The sequence below is a fragment of the Pseudovibrio exalbescens genome (assembly GCF_028737195.1).
GTDB classification, from domain to species: Bacteria; Pseudomonadota; Alphaproteobacteria; order Rhizobiales; family Stappiaceae; genus Pseudovibrio; species Pseudovibrio zosterae.
The window spans coordinates 289,377-312,070 of record NZ_JAQZAJ010000004.1 but is presented as its reverse complement, the minus strand read 5'-3'; the positions used below and the strand labels follow the sequence as shown (position 1 = coordinate 312,070).

Genomic DNA, 22,694 nt, shown 5'->3' with positions numbered 1-22,694 from the left:
AGCGGACCGGAAAAAAGCCATGGAGTCCGAAGAGGTTATTAGCCGTTAAAACTCCCTCAAGAAATGCCCTGCTACTACAAAGGAGCATTTTCATTTGAGCATTCAAATCAATTATTTCCGGCTTTTCTTACGAGTAAAACATGCTTCCAAAGCCCAAGCTGATCGAGATGGAAAACAGGGCGCATCCACGTCGGGCCTGCCGCTGGCGCGCCGTTTTGTTGGTGGAGCCTTTTAACCGCGCGTGCGTGGTGGAAGACATCGGCGAGGGCGGATGCCGGATATCGGTCAATCCCAGAGATCTGACAATCGGGTCCCATGTGGTGATCAACGTTGTGTCCAAAGGCACGCGGTTTGAAGGCATCATCCGCTGGATACAAGGCGATGAGGTGGGCATTGCCTTTGAAGGCGCGCACGCCGGGGTCGCACCAGCCCTTGTCTCTACCGGGCACCAACCCTAAGGACCACAGGCCGGGACGCCGCTGTGGCACCTCGCCTGAATCATAAAAAAATCCCCGCCGTGATCGACCAAATCGCGGCGAGGACTTCTTTTGTCACTACGAAGTTGCGGGCCCTTTTCAGGGATAGCGGGGGGCTATCCCTGTGAGAACCTATGGTGCAACTTAGGCTCCGAAGATCGGCAGGAGACCTGCGATTTCCAGGAAGGCAACGATGAAGATCAGTATGCCAAAGCCGAACACCAGAGCCATGCGCGGCATGCCACCTGTAACCTGATACATGTTCGGGTTACGCTTGCGGCAAATCATCACCATGACGATTGGGGAGAGAAGGCTGAAGATGACCAGTACAACGCCTGCGTAGCCAATCGCGGTGATGAATCCGTCTGGATACAAGATAGCCAGAACCACAGTAGGAAGGAATGCAATTGCACTTGCCTTCAGCTTGCCGTCCCAAGTGTGCTTATCGAAGTTGCACAGGTCACAAATGTAGTCGAACAGGGAGAGAGACACACCCAGGAAGGAGGTCGCAACTGCCATGTTGCCGAACACCTGCAGAGCAGTAGAAATGTTCGCGCTTACACCTGTTTCAGCCAGTGCAGCAAGGATGTTACCAATGTTACCACCATCTGCAATAATCTGTGGGAACTGCTCGCGTGGAACGTTTCCAAATACTGCCAGCATCCAGCAGAAGTAGAAACCACCTGCGATCATCATCGCATAGATCAGTGCACGACTCGTCCGCTTAGGGTCGAGACCGAGATAGTTGGTAATGGTAGGCACCGTGATCTGGAAGCCGAAGCTGGCTACCATGAAGCTAATTGTATAGAAGACGTAAGGTAGTTGATCGCCAAGATTGACCTGAGGGAACAGGATTTCCGTTGAAGAGTTGGAAATCAGTCCACCAAGGCTCATGACGAACGTAATGACCATACCACCGATAAGAACGGTGTTCACACGGTCCACTGCAGTCGCACCCAACATCACGATGGAGATGAGCACCGCCGCGAAGATGAAGCTGGCCATGCCGGAGGACAGGGCAAAGCCATCGCCAAGCAACGACAGGGAATATGTGATTACCGAGCTACCGCCGGAAATGTAGGCATAAGTGAGAACGTAGCACAAGAAAGCAACGGACAAGCCATTGATCAAGCGACCGAAATTGCCGAGCGTGCCTTTTGCGATACTGTCGTAGTTCGAGTCCTTAGGGAAGTGCAGTGTTGCTTCCATGATATACATAGACGCGCTATGCATGATGTACGCAACGGCTGCCATGACCACCAAGGCGATGGTGAACCACACACCACTGTTTGCCACGGGTAGAGAGAAAATGCCTGCACCCACACCTGTGCCCGCTGCAATAACAGCAGCGCCCAGAACAGTGCCTTGCGGCGAGGCCTTTTCTTTGGTTTGAGATTTTGCAGTTACATCAGTCATTAAGAGCCTCCCAACTCCGAAAAATTCGAGATCTGACGTGAAGGTTCAAATAGTTGCTTCGTCAAAAGCTGCTGAGTTGGGGTTCCCATAATTCCTGGCCCAAGAGCTGATGGTTAGTCAGCTTAGTCTTCCCGGTACAAATGACTTGAGGGGAGCCTGTGGCCCCCCTCTGTCACATAAGGCCTTATAGGTCGCTGGTATTCAGCAGTTTAACGTAAGGACCTTAGATTTCGCTAAAGCGACCGGTGAAGAAGCGCAGTACCTTTGGTTCGTATTCGAACTTCAGGCCACGGATGCTATCGCGGTTCTTGTAGAGCTCGATACATGCGTCTGCGACGTAGTCCATGTGAGCGTAGGTGTATACGCGGCGTGGGATCGTCAGACGAACGGTTTCGAGCTTTGGACGGTGATGGTCGCCAGTTTCGATGTTACGGCCAGCGGAAACGATACCGCGTTCCATGGTACGAACGCCGGAAGTGCGGTAGATCGCAGCTGCCAGAGCCTGTGCTGGGAACTGGTCCTGCTCAAGGTGAGGCAGGAATGCACGTGCGTCGAGGAAGATCGCGTGACCACCGTATGGCTTAACCATTGGTACGCCAGCTGCATCGAGACGCTCGCCCAGGTAACGGATCTGGTTTACGCGGTGTGCGATGTAATCGTACTCAACGGATTCCTTGATGCCGATCGCCATGGCTTCCATGTCACGGCCAGCAAGACCACCGTAAGAAGGCATACCTTCGAACTGTACAACCATTGCCTTAGCTTCGAGGAACAGATCGTCGTCGTTCAGGCAGAGGAAGCCACCGTTGTTGGTCAGACAGTCCTTCTTACCGGACATGGTACAACCATCGCCGTAAGAGAACATTTCGAAGAGGATTTCCTTGATGGACTTGTCTTCGAAGCCTGCTTCACGCTCCTTGATGAAGTACGCGTTTTCTACGCAACGGGTTGCGTCGTACATCACCTTGATGCCGTGCTTCTTACAAAGTTCGCTAACAGCCTTGATGTTTGCCATGGAAACAGGCTGACCACCAGCCAGGTTCACGGTTACAGCAAGACAGATGTAAGGGATCTTGTCTGCGCCAACTTCGTCGATCAGCTTCTGCAGCTTTTCGAGAGAAACGTTACCCTTGAATGGAACGCCGTCCATGTCTGGGTTGTGAGCTTCGTCGCAGATTACGTCTACGAACTTCGCACCGTTACGCTCCTGGTGGAAACGAGTGGTGGTGAAGTACATGTTGCCTGGTACGTAGTCGCCTGGCTTAATTGTCAGAGAAGACAGGATGTTTTCAGCGCCACGACCCTGGTGGGTTGGAACCAGGTGCTTGAAGCCGAAGTATTCACGAACAACTTCTTCAAGGTGGTAGAAGTTTTCGGAACCAGCGTAAGCTTCGTCACCAATCATCAGACCGGCCCACTGCTTGTCGGACATCGCGGAAGTACCGGAGTCAGTCAGCAAGTCAATGTAGCAGTCTTTGGACTTGATCAAGAAGGTGTTGAAGCCAGCGTCCTGGATAGCCTTTTCACGACGTTCCGGGTCAATGAAGTACATTGGCTCTACGGATTTGATCTTGAACGGCTCCGGCATGAACTTTTTCATTGCATCTTCCTTTTCGTACAAGTTTGATCTTAAGCAGGCCCATCTGCTTAAGAATGATGGATTGCCTGATAGTTCTTAAGTAATTCTGGAATCATTGCATGAACAAACTCCCATTTGTTCATGTAATGCAGATGCGACATCTTTAGCTTCGGCTTTGTGTTGCATGTGAATTACATGAGCTATACTGAACAGAAGTTTCAGAGTTTCTCAAGTAAGATCTAATGCTTATTTCACCTCGTTTATTCTTCGCTGTGGAAAATATAGTTTGTCTATTTTCACATATATACAGGCGTAGAGCCCCATTCACGTAAGTATAAATATAGGCATCGCCTACATTTTATTACGCGTTTACTTGATTATCGATTTGTTGGACGGTGCCATGCAGGACACAAAACGGACGGCGACTGACCGCCAGACAAGACTTACCCGCATCCTCAACTGTTTACTTCAGAGAGGATCAAGTATTTCCATCTACTCAAGAAACCCAGAACAGCAACTTTGAACCAAAACTGCGACGCCGGGAATGTTGAGACCCATTTTGTTTGGAGGAAGTTTTCTGGCTTGGCCTTGGAAGACTTGATCCCGTCAATTCTTCTTGGCAGCGCAGAAGCAGCAACCTCACGTCCAGAGGAACAGGCGCGCCCCGCCTATTCCCGGGCACGGTGGTTACCGAGCAGGAAAGTCGTAGGCAACGGTCACATCATCGATGTGCCAGAGGAGTTTAGAACTCTTTATTTGGGTGCAATACTGCTGGTGCCAGCGCATATGTCAACCTGCGATATAACTATGAATTTTCTTCACGTTTTGGATTTTGTCATCAAATATATTTTAGTCAAGGGAAACCGGGGAGGCTACGTGATCATGCCTAGCTGCGAACTGTTAGCAACTAGGCGGACTCTTAGATAAATCGGCTGAAATCTGCGATTCTTCCGTGATACTGCGAGAATTAGGGGGATTTTGAAGAAGTTTTTCCTCAATGGAAAGAATTTCACCTGAAAAACCGCAGTATTTCGCGCAAATCTCTGATATTTAAGCCTTATTCCGCAATTCACACGAGCAACCTGTCTGTGAGCGCCTCCATGGAGAGTGATTCACTTTCTGTGGAATCATGTGCTTTCGTTTTCGTAATTGTTGGAATCATTCGCCCCATTTCTTGGATATCAGGCAACCATTAACCCCTTCGCAGGATGAGTGTTGATACGTAGTTTAAATCATCATGTTTTCACGTAAAGGTGCCGCCCGGCGCGGACCTTGGGCGTAATTCTCTAGGTTTAATCGCCGCCATTGCTGCAACTCAAAAATCTAACAGCTCAGGTGCCGTAGCGGAGACGCAGGTTCATGTGGGCCGCGCATAGGCGCAGGAAATTAAGTGATGACCACTTTGCACACCACTGTGCGCGCGGATGCGTCCGCGGCTCAGGGCATGGCGCTCATGACGCTCAGCATGCTGTTGTTCGTCAGCGTCGACACCATGGCCAGATACCTGACACAGGACTACCCCGTCTTGATGGTGGTCTGGGCTCGGTTCTTCGTACATTTGGCGTTGATGCTCGTCTTTATCTTGCCGCGCATGCCTGCCATCGCCCGGCCAAAGAACCCCACTGTCATCTATGCCCGCGCGTTGCTGGTGTTCATTACCACCGCGCTGGCGGTCGCCGCATTTCAGCTGATGCCCGTGGCAGACTTTCACGCAATCAGCCTGATCTCCCCCATGGTCGTGACCGCCCTTTGCGCCCCCATGCTGGGAGAACGGGTTGGCCGGACCGCGTGGGGCTGCATCGCGGTGGCGTGCATAGGCGCTGCGCTTGTGGTCAAACCGGGCCTGTCCACATTGGGCCTGGGCACCTTGTTTGCCCTTGGCTCTGTGGGGACGTTCGCCCTTGGTGCCATCTTCACCCGCATCGCCAACCGCCATGACACGCCCATGACCGTGTTGTTCCATACCGCGCTGTTGTGCGGCGTGCTGTCCTGCGCGGTGCTGCCGTTTGTCTGGGTCACTCCCGATCTGGATGGCTGGGTGATGATTTTTGCCATCGGGCTGGTCTCGAGCCTGGCCCAATACTGCTCGGTGAAAGCCTTTGCAGCCGGGCCCGCCGCCCTGATCATGCCCTTCAACTATACCGGTCTGTTGTGGGCCACTCTGGCGGGTCTATTGATCTTCGGGGAATATCCTGACCACCTGACCATTTTGGGTGCCATGATCATTGCCGCCTGTGCGGCCTATATGTACGTGCGCGAGGGCCGTTGAACATTTATGCGCGTGTCAGGCGCTGGTTCCACGAAAAGGGCAACCGGCTGGTTCGAATGTACCAGCCGGCCAAGGCACCTTAACGGGCTTGATAGGAAACAATGACGCCAGCGCGCCCCCCGGTTTGCATGAAGCCGGACTTTGCGTATTGAACGAACACCGAAGTCAACTCTGTGCCGTTAATTTGCATGTCTTCGATTGGACCAGACATGGCTTCCTTGTCAGCCCAGATCTCCCCACGGTAGCCGGTAGAGCTGGACGGGTTGTCATAGTTCACACCGCGCACGCCGAAATTGTCGACCAGATCAGCATGAATGGCTTCATAGTCCTGAACGCTTGCCTCAGGCGCGTTGATGTCGCACATGGGCGCGCCAAAACGTTCGCCAAGGTCAATGCGCACATCAACCCCGGTCAATTTGCCTTCATAAGCCGCGGTCATAAACGGCACTTCAGTTGCTTCAGCCGAGGGGGTGAAGCCCATTTCTTCGATGGAAGCGCCTTCAATGATGCTGAGGCACAGCTCGTTGGCGTCCGCAAGAAATGCGCTTTGTGCAGATGCTGCGCTTGAAATCATGGCAGCGCCCACAAACGCTAAGGTAAAGGTCTTCTTCATGTGTTTGAGTCCATTTTCAATATTGGCTTAAACCGCCGTGAAATATGCGCTCTACATCATTTTTATCGGCAACCTCAAGCTGTAACTGACCGTAACTTGCAAGTAATGTGAGGAATCGGCGTTTTAAGTGCAGTCGGGTTGCCGCGAAAGTTCATCACCGAACTAAGGAGCCTCTGGGGGAACAAGAACCGCTGCACCGGATATGCGGCCCCGCCTTAAATCATCAAGCGCTTGATTGGCGGCTTGGAGCGGATAGGTGACCCAATGCGTTTTAACGCCTGCTTTCCTCGCAATGGGGAAAAACTCCTCCCCATCTTCACGGGTAAGATTGGCAACGGACAGCAGCTCCCGCTCTTCCCAGAGCAACGCGTAGGGCATGGCTGGAATGTCGCTCATGTGAATGCCGCCACACACCACGCGGCCGCCTTTGCGTACGGCTTTGAGGGCCAACGGGACGAGATCGCCAACCGGGGCGAAAATCAAGACCGCATCAAGCGCCACTGGCGGCAGCGCCGTTGAGGGGCCGACCCACGTGGCCCCCAAGGAGCGGGCAAATGCCTGCGCTTGATCATCCCCCTCGCGGGTGAAAGCGTAAACCTCCCGACCTTGCCACAGGCAAACCTGTGTGACGATGTGGGCTGCTGCTCCAAACCCATAAACCCCAACCCGCTGAGATTCTCCCGCCTTCTTCAAGCTCCGCCATCCAATAAGGCCCGCGCACAAAAGCGGTGCCAGATCAATGGCATTTGCCTCCTCGTCCAACGGGAACGCATAGGCGCGATCGGCGATGGTGTGGGTGGCAAAGCCACCGTCGCGGGTGTAGCCGGTAAACAAGGGGGCATCACAGAGATTCTCCTGATGCCGCGCGCAATAGGAACAGCACCCGCAGGTATGCCCGAGCCACGGAATGCCAACCCGCGTCCCCAGTGCCAGATCGCGCACCCCGTCACCAAGCTGGTCGACCCGGCCCACAATCTCATGCCCCGGTATCAGCGGCAGCTTCGGGTGGTCCAGATCACCATCCACCACATGCAGGTCGGTCCGACACACAGCGCAGGCTTCCACCTTGATCCGGATTTCGCCGGGGCCGGGGACAGGGTCTGGCCAGCTCTCCAAGGTAAGGGGCTCTCCCTTGCCGTGAAACACCATTGCTTTCATGGCAGTCTCCTTGAATGGGCGTTAGCCGCTTGGCCAAGTGGTGGAAGGAGGCGGGGAGATGGTAGTCTCCACCCACGTTCCTTCGCGGGCTGAAGTCTTCCTGACCTTAAGGCAACGCAGTGCGCGGCGGCAAGTGGAGGCACCTGACAATGGCACACCCCCAAACGACCCAGCCCTCCGGTCCCGTCAGCCTTTACTTTTATGGCGCGGCTCAAACCGTCACCGGATCGTGCATTCTGGTGGTGACGGAACGGGCGAAAGTGCTGGTGGATTGCGGCATGTTTCAAGGCTCGAAGACGGAGCGGGAACTGAACTACCGCGCCTTCCCCTTCGACCCCGGTGCCGTGGATGCCGTCATTCTGACCCATGCCCACATCGACCATTCCGGCCTGCTGCCAAAGCTGGTGAAGGCGGGCTTTGGCGGACCGATCCACGCCACGGAGGCGACGCGGGACCTTTGTTCTGTCATGCTGCCGGACTCCGGCCACATTCAGGAAATGGAAGTTCAGCACCTTAACAAGCGCAACAGTTGGCGCGGGCGCCGCCGTGTCGAGCCGATCTACACCGCTGCCGATGCCATGCGGACGCTGCACCAGTTCGTCTCCCAGCCCTATGAAACATGGGTACCGGTGGCCCACGGCATCCGCATACGGTTTTGGAACGCGGGCCACCTGCTGGGCTCCGCCTCCATTGAAATGGAGCTGGTAGAAAGCGAGCAACGGGTGCGCCTGCTCTTTTCCGGTGACATTGGCCCCGGCCACAAGCTGCTGCAGTATGATCCGGAAGCCCCGTCCGGTTGGGACTACGTGATTTGCGAGAGCACCTATGGCGATGAAGATCGGCTGGGAATCTCTGAGAGCCAGCGCCGCGGCATGTTGCGCGCTATCGTCAAGGAAGCTTACAAGCCAGATGGTGCGCTGATCATCCCGTCGTTCGCCGTGGAACGCACACAGGAACTTCTGGCCGATCTGGTCTGGTTGATGGACAGCGGCAAGGTTCCGCAAGCCCCCATCATCATCGACTCGCCGCTGGCGACCCGGGCCTCTGCCATCTTCCACGACCACGCCAACGAACTTGAGCACGGCGATGTGATCCACCGAGCCATGACAGCACACCACGTTCGCTTTACCGAAACGGTGGAGCAATCCAAAGCCCTTGATCACATGCACGGGTTCCACATCGTGATTTCCGCCAGCGGCATGTGCGAGGCCGGGCGCATTCGTCATCGCTTGAAAAACTGGCTGTGGCGGGAAGAGGGCACCATCTTGCTGGTGGGCTATCAGGCGGCGGGCACCTTGGGCCGCGTGTTGGAAGACGGGGCAAGCACCGTGCGCATTCAGGGCCAGGAGCTGGCCGTGCGCGCTCATATCAGAAAGCTGGACCTTTACTCCGGCCACGCTGATGCGCCCGAACTGGAAGCTTGGATCAAGGCCCGGTTGCCGATCCGAAGTGGCCTGTTTCTGGTTCATGGGGAGGATCAGGCAATCAAAGCCCTGCACCAACGGGTCGGCCGGTTCCTGCCGGAGGGGCGGGTGATCGTGCCAACCCTTGATGTGGCCTACGATTTGACGCCACAGGGACCAGAACTGAAGCTGAATGAGCTGCCGCCACCACGCCTTGCCCCAATGCATCTTGGACACGGGGATTGGAACAACGATTTTCAAGAGCTGCTGCTGGACATGCAGGATGAACTGCGCAATGCGCCAGACGACAAAGCGCGGCGCGTGTTGCTGCGCCGCATCCGGCGAGCGCTCGAAGAGCATCGGCCCTGAGCCCCATTTTGCGCTTTGATGTCCTGTCATTTCGCCCACCAGCCCCAAGCCCCCAGATATTAATTGTTCTCTATTTGTTCACAGCTTATTACAGCCAGCCGCTTTCACAATCCGTGGCTTCTGGTAGGTTTGATGTCGAGGGCAAGAGCGCCTGCAGCCCCTGCCTCCTACCTTTAATTGAACTTCTTTTATTCATGTAAAACAAAGACTTGGAGGCCTGAAATGGCAACAACAGTCAAAGCGAACCTTCAATTGATCTATGTGTCTGACATTGAACGCTCTACAGCATTTTACAAGGCCCTGCTGAACGACGAGCCGGTCATGGAGGTGCCCCGTTACGTGGCTTTTGGCGTGGAAGGCAAGGCGCTGTTTGCGCTCTGGTCTGGCGCAGAAGCACCACAGCCCGGCGCACCCGCTCATGGCGAGATCGGCATCATGATGCCAACGGGAGATGACGTGGACCGGCTTTATGCCGAGTGGCAGGAGCGCCTTGATCTGGACGTTGTTCTTGAACCAGTCACGGAGGTTTTTGGCCGCACATTCATGGTGCGCGATCCGGACGGTCACATGATCCGCGTCAGCCCTCTGGACTAGAGCCTGAGGCGAGCGCCACAGACGAGACCTAGGGCGCTAGGTTTTATTAGCCTGCTAATACCATTGGGCAATATTCTGGAAAGGGAATGGGCATAGACTAAGAGCAATGTCTGGGCCTTCTGGTGAAGGCCCTTGATGGATCGTTACGCCGCGGCGGCTTGCTGCCCCTGACCATGCCAGCCTTCCGTGGCAACGCCGGAACCAAGGCGGTGATCAGTCATGGTGCTCAGTTTTCTGTCGGCTCTTGGGGGTATCGGCTTGTTTCTGGTGGGCATGCACCTGCTCACCAGTGGCAGCCGTTCATTGGCAGGCACCAGCATTCGGTCCGCGCTTGCCCGGTTCACCTCAACCCCGCTTTCTGGCGCGGTCACCGGCGCTGTAACGACCGCCACCATCCAGTCTTCAAGCGCCACAACAGTGGCTGCGGTCGGGTTTGTCGCTTCAGGGCTGCTCACCTTTCCTCAAGCGCTTGGCATCATCTTCGGTGCCAACATCGGCACCACGTTCACTGGCTGGATTGTTGCCGTTCTTGGCTTCAAACTGGACCTTGGCGAAGTGATGCTGCCGCTTGTGTTCGTCGGTGCCCTGATGATGCTGATGGGCAAGGGCCGGCTTGCGAGCTTTGGCAAGGCGCTGGCCGGTTTCAGCCTGCTGTTTATCGGCATCGACAGCATGAAGGATGGCCTTGATGCTTTTCAGGGCATCGTGACGCCAACGGATTTTCCGCAGGATACGCTGTTCGGCCGCCTTCAACTGATCATCATCGGCATTGTCATAACACTCGTTACCCAGTCTTCAAGCGCCGGGGTCGCGACCGCCTTGGCGGCGCTGGGGGCAGGAGCGATCAACTTCCCGCAAGCGGCGGCCTTGGTCATTGGCATGGATGTGGGCACCACGTTTACCGCCGCCCTTGCCACCTTGGGGGGCGGCACCATGGCGCGCCGCACCGGCTTTGCACACGTCATTTACAACGTGCTCACCGGTGTCATGGCGTTCTTCCTGCTGGTGCCATACGCCAAAGGGGTTGAGCAGTTCGTGGCAGATGGCAACGGGCAAGTCGCCCTTGTTGCTTTTCACAGCATCTTCAATGTTCTCGGCGTCGTGCTCATTCTGCCGTTCGCAAAGCCGTTCGCCCGGCTGATGGAGTGGCTGGTGCCCGAAAAGGGCGAGAGCCTGACAAAATCGCTGGACCCGCTCTTGCTGCGAGAGCCCAAGACGGCGGCGGATCAGGCGGGCGCTGCGCTGACCCAGCTTACGCAAGCGGTGGCGGACCATCTTGCCGCGGCCCTTGAGGAAGAGCGGACCGGCCCGACCTATAGCCGCGAGAGTTTGCTGAGCGCGCTCGATGAAACACGCGGGTATCTGGACCGGATCAACGTGCCCCCGCAAGATCCGGTTCTGGCTGGCCAAACCAACACCCAGTTTCATGCCCTAGATCATCTGGCGCGGCTGTTATACCGCTGTGACCAACGAGAGCGCATCAAGGCTCTTGATGAAGATCCACGGCTTCACCGGTTGAAAGGGCTTGTGGCCAAGGGCGCCAGTTTGTTGGCGACCCCGGACGAAGATCGCCGCGGTGCCGATGAACTGAACCACTTGAGAAGCCTTTTGAGGCACCAGCGAAAAACACAGCGAGACAACATCATCGCACGGGCCGTCAGCGGCGAAATCAGTGACGAAGATGCGGCGCGCCACCTTGACGGACTGCGCTGGCTCCACCGCGTCAGTTATCACCTCTGGCGCATCAAGGTTCATCTCAATGGACTTTCCAGCCCAGCCTTGCTTGCCCCTTCTGCCTCACGAGAAGCCGAACTGGAGGTGAAGGCGGACTAGCGCTTCACTCTCCCATATGCCGGGGGATGACCTTGAGGCCATCTTCAATGCCGGAGGCGGGGTATTGGATCAGCGTATTGCCCTCTTCAAGGCCGCTGAGGATTTGAGCATGGATGCCGTTGTTCTGGCCCACTTCCACGGTCTTCAGCCGGGCGATGCCGTCTTCCACGGCGAACACCGCCCAGTTGGTGCCATCACGAAACAGGGCGTTGGACGGGATCTTCAAGGCGTTATCGTTCTCCCACACGACGATTTGCGCCTCGATGCGGTAGCCGTGGCCAAGGCTCTGCCGCGTCTCGGCCGGGTCGGTAAAGTGGACCACCGCGTTGACCCGCTGTTCCTCCACCCCAAGAGCGGAAAACTTGGTAAAGCCCCATGGGTCTACCCGGTCCACCACGCCGTTCAGCGGTTCATCCCCGCCCCAGGCATCAATGATGACCCGGTCCCCTGCGGAGACCTGAACTGCGTCCGTTGACAAAAGCTCCACCACAATTTCCAAATCACTGGTCACATCCCCAATTTCCATGATGGGTGTGCCAACGGGCAGGGTGGTTTCGCTCTTTTGCATCACTTGCAGAATGCGCCCGGTGGCCGGGGCGAACAGCGGTATGCCTTCCATGGCATCAACCTGAGCGGCATGCGCCGGATCGTTGAAGCTGATGAGCCGGGCACGGGTGTTGGCCAGCTCCGCCTCGCGCATGGAAATGGCCGCCTCCGCCGTATCCATTGTGGCCTGGGCAAGCCGCGCTTCCCGCAGGGCGCGCTCATAAACCACCTGACTGACAGTGCCCGAGTCGATGAGTTTCTTTACCCGGTTCAGGTCGCTTTCGCGCAGCTCCATGTCGGCAATGGCTTTGTTAAGGTCCGCACGGGCCACGCGCAGCGCCGCCTCAGCCGCCGTTACAGCCGCGCGGGCCTGCTCACGGGTGCGCACATCCAGGGCAGAAGGGTTGGTGGGCAGCATTTGCGCCACCACCGTTTCGCCGCGCACCACCGGGTCTCCCGGCAACACCCCGACACGCAGCAGACGGCCCGTGACCGGCGTTGACACTACATACGCATCATGCACACGGGTTCGGCCCTCTTCGGTAATGGTCACCACCATGGGGCCGCGTTCGGCCACGCCCATGTCCACCGGCGTCGGCTGCGGCCAGAACGAATAGGTCAGCGCGGCGCCCAGCAACACCAGAGCCCCAGTGGTCAGAATGAGCCGTGAACGTTTCTTCTTCGCCACGCTGCTACTCCCTTGTCTTCAAAGCAGTAATGATGTCTGCCCGGTCCACGTCGCGTTTCACCAGCCAGCCAGAAAAGGCCGCAGCAACCAGCACGGCCAACGCTGCACCGCCATAGCTCTTTGGCGCAAAAACGACAGGTATTTGATAGATATCGGTGCTGAAACCCGCCGCAACACCGTATGTCAGAAAATAGCCCAACACCGCACCAAGGGGCAGAGCCATCAAGGTGACAACCGCCAGCTCGCCCAAAAGCACAAAGCTGGCTTCGCCCTTGGTAAAGCCAATGACCCGCAAGCTGGCAAGGTCGCGCCCCCGTTCAGCCTGCGCAATGCGCGCCGCGTTGTAAACAATGCCAAAGGTGATCACCCCAGCAATGGCCGCCATAATGAACCGCATGGAGCCTGCGCCGGTGTTCATCACACGAATGAAGGCCTGCCGGGCATCTTCCTTGAGGCTTACACCGGCCACGGAGGGCATGTCTTTCAAAGCCCGATAGACAAACCCAGCTTCAGCTGCATCAATGCGCAGGTAGGCACCGGACACGCGGCCGGGCTCGCGCATGGCCTCGTTCAGGGCAGAGAGCTCCATATAGGCAGGCGCGCCAAGCAAGCTTTCGGTGATGCCAACCACCGGCACGGACAGGATTGGCCTGCGGCCCTCATGCACATCCACCTGAATGGTATCGCCAACGGCGGCCCGAATTTCCCCGGCCAAAGACTTGGAAAGCACAATGCCGTCGCTCGGCATTGTCAGCGCGTCCTCGTTCTTGTCAACGGCGCGGTTCAGACGCGGCTGTGTGACCAGCCCGTTGACGCCGCCGCGATAGCTCTCCACACCGTTGCGAAGGGTTGCAGAGACACTTCGGGTTGGTTCCACCTCAATCACGTGGGGCAGGCGCTGCAGCTCGTAAATCACCGTATCCGACAGGGGATCGGTGAAGGTGACGGTCACATCGCTGCGGTCCAGAACGTTGAAGGTCAGATCCAACGTCTTTTCAAAGCTTGAAAACAGCGAGATCATGGCAACAGCCAGCGCCATGCCCGCAGCAATGCCGAGCGTGGAGCCCAGCATGCGGCCCGGCTGCCGTGTCAGTCGGCGCAGCACCATTCGGCTTGGCTGGTCCAACAGGCGGCTGAGGGAAGCGCCAATCCGGCCGGAGCGGCTGTAGTCTGCCGGGGCAGGGGGGCGCATGGCCACCGCTGGGGTCAGCGTAAAGACACCCCTCAGCACAATGAAACCGCCCGCCGAGGCGGCCAATACGCTGGAGAGCACCCCAATGAGGAACGAGGCAGGTTCCACCCGAAACACCAGCAGGGGGAACTTGTAGTACTCAAGGTAGATGTCCACCATGCCGCGCCCGGCCATTGTGCCGAGCACGCAGCCCATCGCCGCCCCACCTGCCGAAATGATGAGGATCAGCTTGAAGTAATGCAGTGCCACCTCAAAACTGGTGTAGCCAAAGGCCTTGAGCAGGCCAATCTGCTCCCGTTCTGCCTGCACCATGCGCGAGATGACGATGTAAAGCAGAAACGCCGCCACGGCCATGAACAGCGGCGGCACTGTCTGGCTGGTTGAGCGCATGCTGTAGATCTCCTCCATCACGAAGCGGTTGGAGGTGTGATCCTTGACCAGATACGCGCCCCGGCTGCCATAGGGCTCCAGAATGCGGTCGACTGCGTTGAGTACCGCCGTTTCATTGGCGGAGCGCGACAGGGTCAGCAGGGCTTCGTTAAAGGCGCCTTTCATGTCATAGGCGGCTGCGAGGGCGGTTTCGTTCATCCACAGCGCCCCAAACCGGCTGTCATCGGACACCAGCTCACCGGGCGCAACGGTGTAGAGAAACTCGGGCGAGTGCACCAGACCAACAATGTGAAAGGTGCGCCGCGCGCCGTTCATGGTGGCAGACAAAGTGTCCCCGGGTTCAAGCCCGTGGGCTCTTGCAAAGCTGTTCAACAGCAGGATCTCGTCGGCCCGGTTGCGGGCCAGCCAGCGCCCGGCGGTCAGGTCCGGCAGGTTCAGCCGAGGCGGCCCTGCGTCTGGCACGGACAGCGCCTGAGCCCGGATGGGCAAGTCCAGCCCCTTGATGTCTACCAGAGCCGACCCGTTGACCCGGCCTTCCACCGCAGAAACGCCAGGCACTTCTGCGAGGTTGCGCAGCATGTGCAGCGGGGCACGTACCACCGGCGCAAACACGTTGGCAAGCCGGTTGCGCTCATAGTAGGCAAGGCGCGTCTGGTCCAGCGAAGTCACGATGCCGGACATCATCACCAGCAGCAATACGCCCGTGGCAATCACGGCGCTGATGGCAAGGGCCTGTCCCTTCATCCGCCACAGATCGCGTCCCAGTTTCTTGTTGAGCGGGCTCATGGCATCACCACTCAATCTGGTCGGGTGTCAGTTTGTGGGTGTTCTTGGTCACTTCACGAATGGCCCCATCTGCAAAGTGGATCACGCGGTCCGCCATGGCGGCAGTGTTGGCCGCGTGGGTTACAATCAGCACCGTGGCCCCCAGCTTCTCGTTGACCTCCTTGAGCACCTCCAGCACCGTGCGCCCTGTGGTGCTGTCCAGCGCACCGGTCGGCTCATCGCAAAACAACACGCGGGGGTTTTTGGCAATCGCCCGCGCAATCGCGACACGCTGCTGCTCGCCGCCGGAAAGTTGGGCCGGGAAGTGGTCGACCCGTTCCTTGAGGCCCACCAGTGCCAACGCGTCCTCTGGCGCCATGGGATCATCGGCAATCTCGGTAACCAGCTCCACATTCTCATAGGCGGTCAGGCTGGGCATGAGGTTGTAGAACTGAAACACAAAGCCCACGTGCTCGCGGCGATAGGCGGTCAGTTCCGCATCGCTCATGGCCGTTAGCTCATCGTTTTCGAAATATGCTGTGCCATCGCTGGCGCGGTCCAGCCCGCCAATGATGTTGAGAAGGGTCGATTTTCCGCTGCCAGAGGCCCCAAGCAGAACAACGATCTCGCCGCTGGGGATCTCCAGATCCACCCCGCGCAGCGCGTGTACGGCGGCCTCGCCCTCCCCATAAACCTTGGTAAGGCCCGTGGTTCGGAAGGCAAGAGGAACGGCGTTCTGCGGCATTGCGATGGTTCCGGATCTGTTAGACCGACGTCTCGGGCGGCGGGCAACTCGTCATTTATGACCAGATGGTCATCTAAGCACCCGAGTTGACGATTCGGTCAAGTAGAATCGATTCTGCTCGGGCACGCAAACAGCACAGACAAGGGTTTTGCAGCCTGCATCCGACGCTCAGCGCAGGTTCACTGCTCACGAGGCCTTCGCGATTTCGGTCCTTGGCTGCATCAAAAGCAAACCATAGAGCACGGCGGTGCCAAGCGCGCTCCAGAAGGTGTAGCCGAGGGCGATGCCCATCATGCCCAAGTGGTTCACGGCAAACGGCGCGGAGGCCGCTGACCCCACAAGGCACATCACCATGACCAGCGATGGAAGCCGGTGTTGTCCGTGCATGGCCAGCAGCGCTGAGGCTGGACCGAACACCCCACGGAAAAAGATGACGGCGCATACCACAAGAAGCACCGGCAGAGCCTCTTCAAACGCGGGACCGAACAGCCCGAGCACCCACTCGCCCAACAGCACGCACCCCGCAAGGACGGCCAATCCGTAAAGCGCTCCAAGGCCCTGTATCTGCAAGATGCCTTTGGTGGTGCTCAGCCCCTTGGCGTGCTGCTCATAAACCCGCGGCAGCAAAAGCATGTAAAGCGCACGCATTCCAAAGCCCGCCAGAGAGCGCAAGCGAAAACAGACATGCAGCATGGCCACCTGTTTTGCGGGCAAGAGCAACAGCCCAGCCAACAGGATTTGCACCTCAATGAAAAAGTCCCAGACCAGCGTGGTCACCACCCATGGAGGGGCGGACCGGCGCCATTCTGGCCGCTCGGTGTTGTCTGGCGGGCCGCTTCCAAGGGGCACAAAGCGACGCACGAAAGTCCGGCTCAGCAACAGCGCCGCCACATTGGCAACGGCAAACAGGAAAAACAGGCCCGAAGCGTTTTGCGGCCAGGAAAGGGCACTGGCTCCAAGGAGCGCACCCGCAAACAACAGGGGACGAAAGGCCACTTCCGGCAAGGCAGCGCGGACCTGCTGGTCAAACGCCACCAATACCGCACCGAAAAACGACAGAGAGGCGATGGCGTAGGCAGACAGCGCCAACACGGCGGCTGTTGCCCACAAACCCATACCGGAAAGGGGCGTTGCCCACGTCAGATAGGCCGCGCCGAGGGGCAGCACGAGCACAGTTACCAGCGCCCGAAGCTGGCCCGTATCCCGGCACAGGCCGCGCAGTTTTGCCAGTTGATCCGTTGCCTTGAAACGAGAGGCAAGCACCGTGGCGATGGAAGAAAAGCCAAGCCCGATCAGCTGCGCCATCACCGCGTTTGCCGCAAGCAGCAAGGAAAACAGCCCCAACACCTCGCCAGACCACATCCGGGCAATCAAAAGGTTCGCGCCAAACATGAGCACCGCCCCAAACAGGCGCAGGGCAAAGAGCGAGGTAAACCTTTGCAGCAAGGTGGAAATCTTCATGGCCTAGCGCCCAGTGCGTGTTTTGAGCGCAGACAGGAGACGATCGGTCTGCTGCTTGGCCCGGCGCAGGGAAAAAACGCCACGCGCAACGAGCGCCGCCTTGAGGCTGGCGCTGAAATGATAGTCCTCGGGGCATTCCATCTGCACGCCGGTCTTGCCAAGAAAACCGCTCTTGAACTGATGCAGGCCGGCGTCAAGGTCGTTGCCCCCAAGGTCATACCACTTGATGGCTAGGTCCGCGCACAGCCGTTCTGCCACCGCCCAGTGCAGGGCATAGCCCGCCCGTAAGGTCAGCGCGTCATCGCTGGTTGCGCCATAAAGGTAAGCGGCGGTATCACCGCAACGATGAATAACCGCTGAGGCACATAACCTGCCGCTGTGTTCTACATGCACAAAGATTGGCTGCAAGGCCGCCGGTGCGCTTTGGCAAAATGCAGGCAAGGTCGCAATCGCGGAATGGTCGGAAAAGCCCTTGCGCGCCAGCATCTCCTCATAAAGCGCCATGAAAGGAGCAAGCCCCTCATCGGCGTCGGTCAAGCGCACGGAGAAGGCGTTTTTCTCTGCTTTCTTCAGGTTGTATCGCCATTTTTGCGAGAGCGATTGGCGCAGGCCGCTCAAGGGCTGGTCCACATTTACAAAGTAACGAGCGGGCGCGGGCAGTTTTGCCCCGCCACGGAAGCCCAGCCGCTCCAACGCCTCAACGGCCGCGCCCGGCCACGAAGGCTCCGCCCGTGGCATCACGGTGAGATGCAACCGCCGACGCCCGCAAAGTTCCGCCTTTAAAGCTGAAAGAACTGTCTCAAGCCGCGCCGGGTCAGCAGGCTCACCCGCTTTGCGCCAAACAGGGCCCCATTTGACGATGGCAAGGCCGCCGCCGATCACGGGCATCTTCAACAGAACAACACCTGCACCGCCAAGGACTTGGCCGCCTTGGCTCACCTTGAAAAAGGCACAGCGATGGGCACCCCATCGCGCCTGCAAGAACGCGGCAGATTGCTCATGGAGCGCATCGTCAAAACCGCTCAAAAGCCCGTCCCAGTCAGCAGGGGAAAGGGCTGCCAGCTCCACGGCTGCGGTTTGCGCACATGCTGCTCGCCGGGCTAGAGAAAGTGTGTTCACGGGCTCACCTGCCTGTCTTTCTCCCGGCTTTCCTCTTGCTTGAAAAACAGCTTCTTTAAACGACGCTTAACACCGGAAAGCGACGGCATCAGCCGCCACAGTGTCACCAGCGCGGGCAGGGGGTCTTTCCAACTCCACACCATGTGGAGGTCGGCACGGAACGCGCTGCCAAGCGCCACGCCAAAGCGCTTGACCATTGTGGCAAAGCCGATTTCGCCTTTCATCTGCGCAACAATTGCCGCCAGCAGCTCGCCTGAAACCCAGACATAACGCATGCCCGTACGCCCCTCTGTCAAAGAAGCGACGGGGTGGGCGGTGGTCCGCACCCCAAGCGCCTTGCTCACCAGCAAAGGCCCCAGAGCCAGGCCCGCAGCTTCTGGCACATTCAGGTTGCCAGCAATACGCGCGTTGATTTCCAGAAAGCTGATCGCGCCCGTGCGCTCGTCCACCAGATACTGGGCACAGCCGATGCCGTCATACTCAAGATCCGCAATCAAGCGCATGGTATAGGTGCGCAGCGGCTCCAGCGGGGGAATTGTCTCTCCCTCCACCGCAAGACCAGAGCCGTCCGGACTGTCCGTGCGCAAAATGACGGCCTGCACATGGCGGGTCAGAACACCCTTTTCCGCTGCAAAATAAAGGTTGTAGCGCCGCCCACTGAAGTGCTGTTGCAGCACCAGGGCAGAGCTGCGGTTGTGCCACAGCGCCACAAGAGCGTCCACTTCCTGCGCCGTGTGCAGCGTCACCGCTTTCTTGCCGCCAAGCCGCTGGGTGGAAAGTTCCGGGCGCACCACCAGCGGAAAACCGAGTGTATCGCAGGCAGCTTGCAGCTCCTCCGCCGAGCGGGCCAGCGCAAACGGCGCACACGGCACCTGAAGACGGACACATCTTTGCATCATGCCCACCTTGTCCAGACAGGCAGAGACCAGCTCCGGCTCCATCATGGCGACAGGGGCAAGGGCTTCCACCCGCTGCCGGTGGCGCACGAAGCAGGTCACGAACTCTTCTGAAACCGGAAACAGCAGCGTAATCTGATTGCGCGCTACATAGGCCTCCAGTGCTGTCAGGAATGCGTCTTCGTCCTTCAGCAGGCTGGGGTGGTCCCATGTGGCGTTGGCATGGCGGCTGAACTCTGCCCCGCCGTCGCTGCCTTCCAGCCCCACGGTCAGGTGGTGCCCGGCAGCACCGAGGGTGCGCACCAAGGTCAGCGTGGGCCGATAGTTGCCAAGCAGCAGAATGCGATGTCGATCAGCGGTCATGAACGCGCTCCTTGCCGGTCTGTCAAAAGCTCGGTGAGCAGCAGAAAAACGGTCATCAGGTGAAAACCGGCCCAGCACACGATGCCGAAGAACTTGGCACTGTCTTCCAGATAGACCAGAACCGGCGACAGACTGTGAAACACCTGATCCACCGCAACGGATATGGCAAGGCCGCCCACCCCGAGGGCGAGCACCCACCACTCCTGACAGAGGATCAAACGCCAGTTCAAGGCCACATAAAGCAGCGCCAGCCCGGCAGTAACGCCAAGCACTAGCGCTTGCGGCAGGCCAAGGGAGGGCAGCACCAGTTCATGCAGAAGAAATGCATCATCAAGCGCGAGCCATCCGGTGAAAACACTAGCGCACACGGCAAAGCGCAGCGCCGGGGCCGAGGCCTTGGCGGCATAAAGACAACAAGCCGCGATCAGGCATGCTGCCGCCGTACCGGACCACAACATGATGCCAAGATTGGAGATAAAGCCGTAGTAAACGTGGCAGCAATCGCCTGAAAGCTCCGCCGCTGTCAGCGCATCAAGAAACATCCATTTGGGCTCGGCCCATGGCTGAATGAACACTGCGCCAAGAAGCAGGCCGGTAAACCCGACAAGAACCCCTGCCAGCGCTGCCTTGGCCTTGCCGGTCAACGGGCCAAACAAGAAGGGGGCACGTGTTCTCATGCGTCTTTTTCCCGGCCCAGCAGCGCCCGTTGCATATGGCGGCTGGCTCTGTTTGCTGCATACAGAAAAGCCATGACACGGGGGCGTTTCAGCGCCGCGCGCTTGGCCCGCTGTGTCACCTTGTGCAGCAGCGCAAGCCCCTGACCGCGCAAGGTTATCGGCAGCATGCTGTCAATCAGGATGGTATGATCTCTTGCCCATTCGCGCTTGTAGGCCTCATCGCCGCGCATCAGGTCATAGTGTGTGATGCCCGCGCGCGCTGCCAGCTCCATGGTCTGGATCAGGAGCAGTTGTCCCGGTGAGTGCTCGCGGTAGGCGTCCTTGTTGAACGCGTTGATGAGCACGGAAAGGCGTTTGTTCTCGGCAAAGCACAGAAAGCCTGCAATCATCTGCTCTCCCACAAACAAACCATAAACCCGCATGGAGCCAAGGGCTTCCGGCTGGTTCACTGCGGCTTGCAGGTGCTCGGTCAGCTTGGTTGGCGCGCCGCACGCGGTGCGAAACGGGTTCCGGCTCCCGCGCTCATCCAGTTGGTCGGCTTTCCACCGCAGCATCAGGGCCACGGCAGCTGCCCGGTCACACGCCCGGCGTAAACCTCGCAGATGAACAGGCCCGTTGGTCTTCAGTTTGCGGTGTTTCTGCGCAAGCCGTCGGCGCGTGTTCTTGCCCCGCAGTCCGGCGTAGAATCGGGGCCACGGCCACTCAACGGCCAGATGGTGGGCAATGCCCGTCTGTTGATGGCTGCCAAGCTGGGCAAAAGGGTTGGTCCGTCCGCCCAAAACGGCAGGCTGGCTTCGCAGCAACACCCCGTGAACGCCGCCTACATGGCTGGCAACCCGTTGCAGAACCTGTTCCCAGTCCTGCGCGGTCATGGCCTCAAACAAGCGCGGCGCAACAAGGGGCGCGCAGTAATCATTGACATCATCGCCCTGCCAAGCCAGCACCTTGTGGCCCGCAAACCGGCGTTCATGAAGCGGCACCATGCCCAAAAGCTCTGGCCCGTCGTGAACCATCACGAACAGGAGCGGGGCGTGGTGATGGGAGGCAGTCAGCTCGCACCAAGCCGCCATCCAACCGCTTTCTTGAAACGGACAGGTTTGCGCCACTGCCAGCAGGGCCTGCCAGTCAGCCCGCACCTCTTGCCAGTGCTTTCGAATGGACACGTGAAAGCCCTTCACGGTTCCCAGCGAAACCGCGCTGCCTTGCACCAAGTCAGGCTGTTTTTGGGCGCTCATGCCCGTATCCAGCGCCAACACACTCAATGATTGCCCCGAGTCGATAGAAGTCGTTGTTTTAACCTAATAATTATTTCAGTGATGAAATTACTAAGAAGTTGTCAGGGCTCCTGTTTCAAAGGGTTATCAGCTGAAGTTGGCGGGCATGGTTAAGGAAGCCTTTCGGTGTGCAACTCGCACGCGTGCGAGAAGGCTAACAGGTTCACAACCAACGGCTTTTGTCAGGTGGCGGAAAGACATCGCCCACCGCACACCCGGCAACCGCGCACCCAGCGACTGCGATGAGGCCGGGTGCGGGCCAAGGTCACGCTGCCTTGTGCTGGGTGCCGCCCCCAAGGAAGCTTTCAATCTCGCCAAGCACGGGAAAGTTGCTCAGGTCCTTCTGCAAGGCAGGCTCTTGCAAGAGCTGAGCAACCCCTTCCAAGACGCCAACCAGCACCGCCTGCAGGTAGGGTGAGACATTCATCTTGCCAATCAACAGCCCCGCCAGCTTGCCCAGAAGCGGAAGAGCAAAGTTCAGGATCATATTGCTGGATTTCACGTTGGCGAGGGCACCGGAGATGAGGGTGTCGATTTCGTCGCTCTGCTTTGTCCGGCCCATGAGCGTTTTTGCAAGCTCCTGATCCACGCTGGTGCAAATGTCGCGCAGCGCAAACAACACCGCCATGGTGATCTCACGGGCTTCACCAGCGGGCACCAGATTGGGCACAACGGTCGCGGCCTCATCCAGAATGCCTTTGGCCAGATCGAGATCGTTCTTGATGGACCGCCATTCGGTCGCATCTGGCGCAGCAGGCCCTGCTGCTTTCGGCTGTTGCGGCGGCTGTGGCTTCGGCATGGGGTGCGCCGCGGCGGGGGTGTGGTTCTGGCTGTGCGGAGCCGTGTGGTTCTGGGGTTGTGCGTGCAT

General features: G+C 58.3%; 18 protein-coding genes. 5 read left to right on the top strand and 13 right to left on the bottom strand.

Annotated features, from left to right (window positions below):
* The first annotated feature begins 140 nt into the window (after positions 1-140).
* A complete protein-coding gene (locus tag PUV47_RS13765) occupies positions 141-458 on the top strand; it encodes a PilZ domain-containing protein (protein WP_274219150.1) in 318 nt (105 codons plus the stop codon).
* A 162-nt stretch (positions 459-620) separates the two neighbouring features.
* Here the strand turns inward: PUV47_RS13765 and PUV47_RS13760 are convergent, their stop codons facing one another.
* Together PUV47_RS13760 and PUV47_RS13755 are read right to left on the bottom strand one after the other, a co-directional pair.
* Positions 621-1,892 (bottom strand): amino acid permease, encoded by a 1,272-nt coding sequence (locus PUV47_RS13760; RefSeq protein ID WP_274219149.1) that lies wholly within the window; start codon positions 1,890-1,892, stop codon positions 621-623.
* A gap of 223 nt (positions 1,893-2,115) precedes the next feature.
* Positions 2,116-3,492, bottom strand: a complete 1,377-nt coding sequence (locus PUV47_RS13755) for a tyrosine phenol-lyase (RefSeq protein WP_274219148.1) — start codon at positions 3,490-3,492, stop codon at positions 2,116-2,118.
* 1,372 nt (positions 3,493-4,864) lie between these two features.
* Between PUV47_RS13755 and PUV47_RS13750 the strand changes: the two genes are divergently transcribed.
* Positions 4,865-5,740 carry a DMT family transporter gene (locus tag PUV47_RS13750; RefSeq protein ID WP_274219147.1) on the top strand — a complete coding sequence of 292 codons (876 nt, stop codon included), beginning with the start codon at positions 4,865-4,867 and terminating at the stop codon, positions 5,738-5,740.
* Positions 5,741-5,819: 79 nt separating this feature from the next.
* Here the strand turns inward: PUV47_RS13750 and PUV47_RS13745 are convergent, their stop codons facing one another.
* Both PUV47_RS13745 and PUV47_RS13740 read right to left on the bottom strand, forming a co-directional pair.
* Positions 5,820-6,353 (bottom strand): hypothetical protein, encoded by a 534-nt coding sequence (locus PUV47_RS13745; protein ID WP_274219146.1) that lies wholly within the window; start codon positions 6,351-6,353, stop codon positions 5,820-5,822.
* 162 nt (positions 6,354-6,515) lie between these two features.
* Positions 6,516-7,511 carry a zinc-dependent alcohol dehydrogenase family protein gene (locus PUV47_RS13740; RefSeq protein ID WP_274219145.1) on the bottom strand — a complete coding sequence of 332 codons (996 nt, stop codon included), beginning with the start codon at positions 7,509-7,511 and terminating at the stop codon, positions 6,516-6,518.
* A 149-nt stretch (positions 7,512-7,660) separates the two neighbouring features.
* Between PUV47_RS13740 and PUV47_RS13735 the strand changes: the two genes are divergently transcribed.
* The 3 genes from PUV47_RS13735 (at position 7,661) to PUV47_RS13725 (ending at position 11,710) form a co-directional block, all read left to right on the top strand.
* Positions 7,661-9,283, top strand: coding sequence for an MBL fold metallo-hydrolase (locus PUV47_RS13735; protein WP_274219144.1), 1,623 nt, complete (start codon positions 7,661-7,663; stop codon positions 9,281-9,283).
* Between the two features lie 222 nt (positions 9,284-9,505).
* Positions 9,506-9,877: a VOC family protein gene (locus tag PUV47_RS13730; RefSeq protein ID WP_274219143.1), complete on the top strand. Its 372-nt coding sequence runs from the start codon at positions 9,506-9,508 to the stop codon at positions 9,875-9,877.
* Between the two features lie 219 nt (positions 9,878-10,096).
* Positions 10,097-11,710 (top strand): Na/Pi cotransporter family protein, encoded by a 1,614-nt coding sequence (locus PUV47_RS13725; RefSeq protein ID WP_274219142.1) that lies wholly within the window; start codon positions 10,097-10,099, stop codon positions 11,708-11,710.
* Between the two features lie 4 nt (positions 11,711-11,714).
* On the opposite strand, the gene PUV47_RS13720 is transcribed toward PUV47_RS13725, so the two are convergent.
* From PUV47_RS13720 to PUV47_RS13680, 9 genes are all read right to left on the bottom strand, one after another.
* Positions 11,715-12,944, bottom strand: coding sequence for an efflux RND transporter periplasmic adaptor subunit (locus PUV47_RS13720; protein WP_274219141.1), 1,230 nt, complete (start codon positions 12,942-12,944; stop codon positions 11,715-11,717).
* A gap of 4 nt (positions 12,945-12,948) precedes the next feature.
* On the bottom strand, positions 12,949-15,312 hold the full coding sequence (locus PUV47_RS13715; RefSeq protein WP_274219140.1) for an FtsX-like permease family protein: 2,364 nt from the start codon (positions 15,310-15,312) through the stop codon (positions 12,949-12,951).
* A 4-nt stretch (positions 15,313-15,316) separates the two neighbouring features.
* Positions 15,317-16,036, bottom strand: a complete 720-nt coding sequence (locus PUV47_RS13710; RefSeq protein ID WP_274219139.1) for an ABC transporter ATP-binding protein — start codon at positions 16,034-16,036, stop codon at positions 15,317-15,319.
* Positions 16,037-16,222: 186 nt separating this feature from the next.
* Positions 16,223-17,497 (bottom strand): lipopolysaccharide biosynthesis protein, encoded by a 1,275-nt coding sequence (locus PUV47_RS13705; protein ID WP_274219138.1) that lies wholly within the window; start codon positions 17,495-17,497, stop codon positions 16,223-16,225.
* Between the two features lie 3 nt (positions 17,498-17,500).
* Positions 17,501-18,616, bottom strand: a complete 1,116-nt coding sequence (locus tag PUV47_RS13700; RefSeq protein ID WP_274219137.1) for a lipid II:glycine glycyltransferase FemX — start codon at positions 18,614-18,616, stop codon at positions 17,501-17,503.
* On the bottom strand, positions 18,613-19,875 hold the full coding sequence (locus tag PUV47_RS13695) for a hypothetical protein (protein ID WP_274219136.1): 1,263 nt from the start codon (positions 19,873-19,875) through the stop codon (positions 18,613-18,615). The genes PUV47_RS13700 and PUV47_RS13695 overlap by 4 nt, the downstream gene beginning before the upstream one ends.
* A complete protein-coding gene (locus PUV47_RS13690) occupies positions 19,872-20,552 on the bottom strand; it encodes a hypothetical protein (RefSeq protein WP_274219135.1) in 681 nt (226 codons plus the stop codon). The genes PUV47_RS13695 and PUV47_RS13690 overlap by 4 nt, the downstream gene beginning before the upstream one ends.
* Positions 20,549-21,787 (bottom strand): GNAT family N-acetyltransferase, encoded by a 1,239-nt coding sequence (locus PUV47_RS13685; RefSeq protein WP_274219134.1) that lies wholly within the window; start codon positions 21,785-21,787, stop codon positions 20,549-20,551. The genes PUV47_RS13690 and PUV47_RS13685 overlap by 4 nt, the downstream gene beginning before the upstream one ends.
* Positions 21,788-22,091: 304 nt before the next feature.
* Complete coding sequence (locus PUV47_RS13680; protein ID WP_274219133.1) at positions 22,092-22,694, bottom strand: hypothetical protein; 603 nt, start codon at positions 22,692-22,694, stop codon at positions 22,092-22,094.

Coding starts and splice junctions, on each gene's coding strand:
- PUV47_RS13765 (WP_274219150.1), top strand. CDS start 141: ATGCTTCCAAAGCCCAAGCTGATCGAGATGGAAAACAGGGCGCATCCA.
- PUV47_RS13760 (WP_274219149.1), bottom strand. CDS start 1,892: ATGACTGATGTAACTGCAAAATCTCAAACCAAAGAAAAGGCCTCGCCG.
- PUV47_RS13755 (WP_274219148.1), bottom strand. CDS start 3,492: ATGAAAAAGTTCATGCCGGAGCCGTTCAAGATCAAATCCGTAGAGCCA.
- PUV47_RS13750 (WP_274219147.1), top strand. CDS start 4,865: ATGACCACTTTGCACACCACTGTGCGCGCGGATGCGTCCGCGGCTCAG.
- PUV47_RS13745 (WP_274219146.1), bottom strand. CDS start 6,353: ATGAAGAAGACCTTTACCTTAGCGTTTGTGGGCGCTGCCATGATTTCA.
- PUV47_RS13740 (WP_274219145.1), bottom strand. CDS start 7,511: ATGAAAGCAATGGTGTTTCACGGCAAGGGAGAGCCCCTTACCTTGGAG.
- PUV47_RS13735 (WP_274219144.1), top strand. CDS start 7,661: ATGGCACACCCCCAAACGACCCAGCCCTCCGGTCCCGTCAGCCTTTAC.
- PUV47_RS13730 (WP_274219143.1), top strand. CDS start 9,506: ATGGCAACAACAGTCAAAGCGAACCTTCAATTGATCTATGTGTCTGAC.
- PUV47_RS13725 (WP_274219142.1), top strand. CDS start 10,097: ATGGTGCTCAGTTTTCTGTCGGCTCTTGGGGGTATCGGCTTGTTTCTG.
- PUV47_RS13715 (WP_274219140.1), bottom strand. CDS start 15,312: ATGAGCCCGCTCAACAAGAAACTGGGACGCGATCTGTGGCGGATGAAG.
- PUV47_RS13710 (WP_274219139.1), bottom strand. CDS start 16,036: ATGCCGCAGAACGCCGTTCCTCTTGCCTTCCGAACCACGGGCCTTACC.
- PUV47_RS13705 (WP_274219138.1), bottom strand. CDS start 17,497: ATGAAGATTTCCACCTTGCTGCAAAGGTTTACCTCGCTCTTTGCCCTG.
- PUV47_RS13695 (WP_274219136.1), bottom strand. CDS start 19,875: ATGACCGCTGATCGACATCGCATTCTGCTGCTTGGCAACTATCGGCCC.
- PUV47_RS13690 (WP_274219135.1), bottom strand. CDS start 20,552: ATGAGAACACGTGCCCCCTTCTTGTTTGGCCCGTTGACCGGCAAGGCC.
- PUV47_RS13685 (WP_274219134.1), bottom strand. CDS start 21,787: ATGAGCGCCCAAAAACAGCCTGACTTGGTGCAAGGCAGCGCGGTTTCG.
- PUV47_RS13680 (WP_274219133.1), bottom strand. CDS start 22,694: ATGCACGCACAACCCCAGAACCACACGGCTCCGCACAGCCAGAACCAC.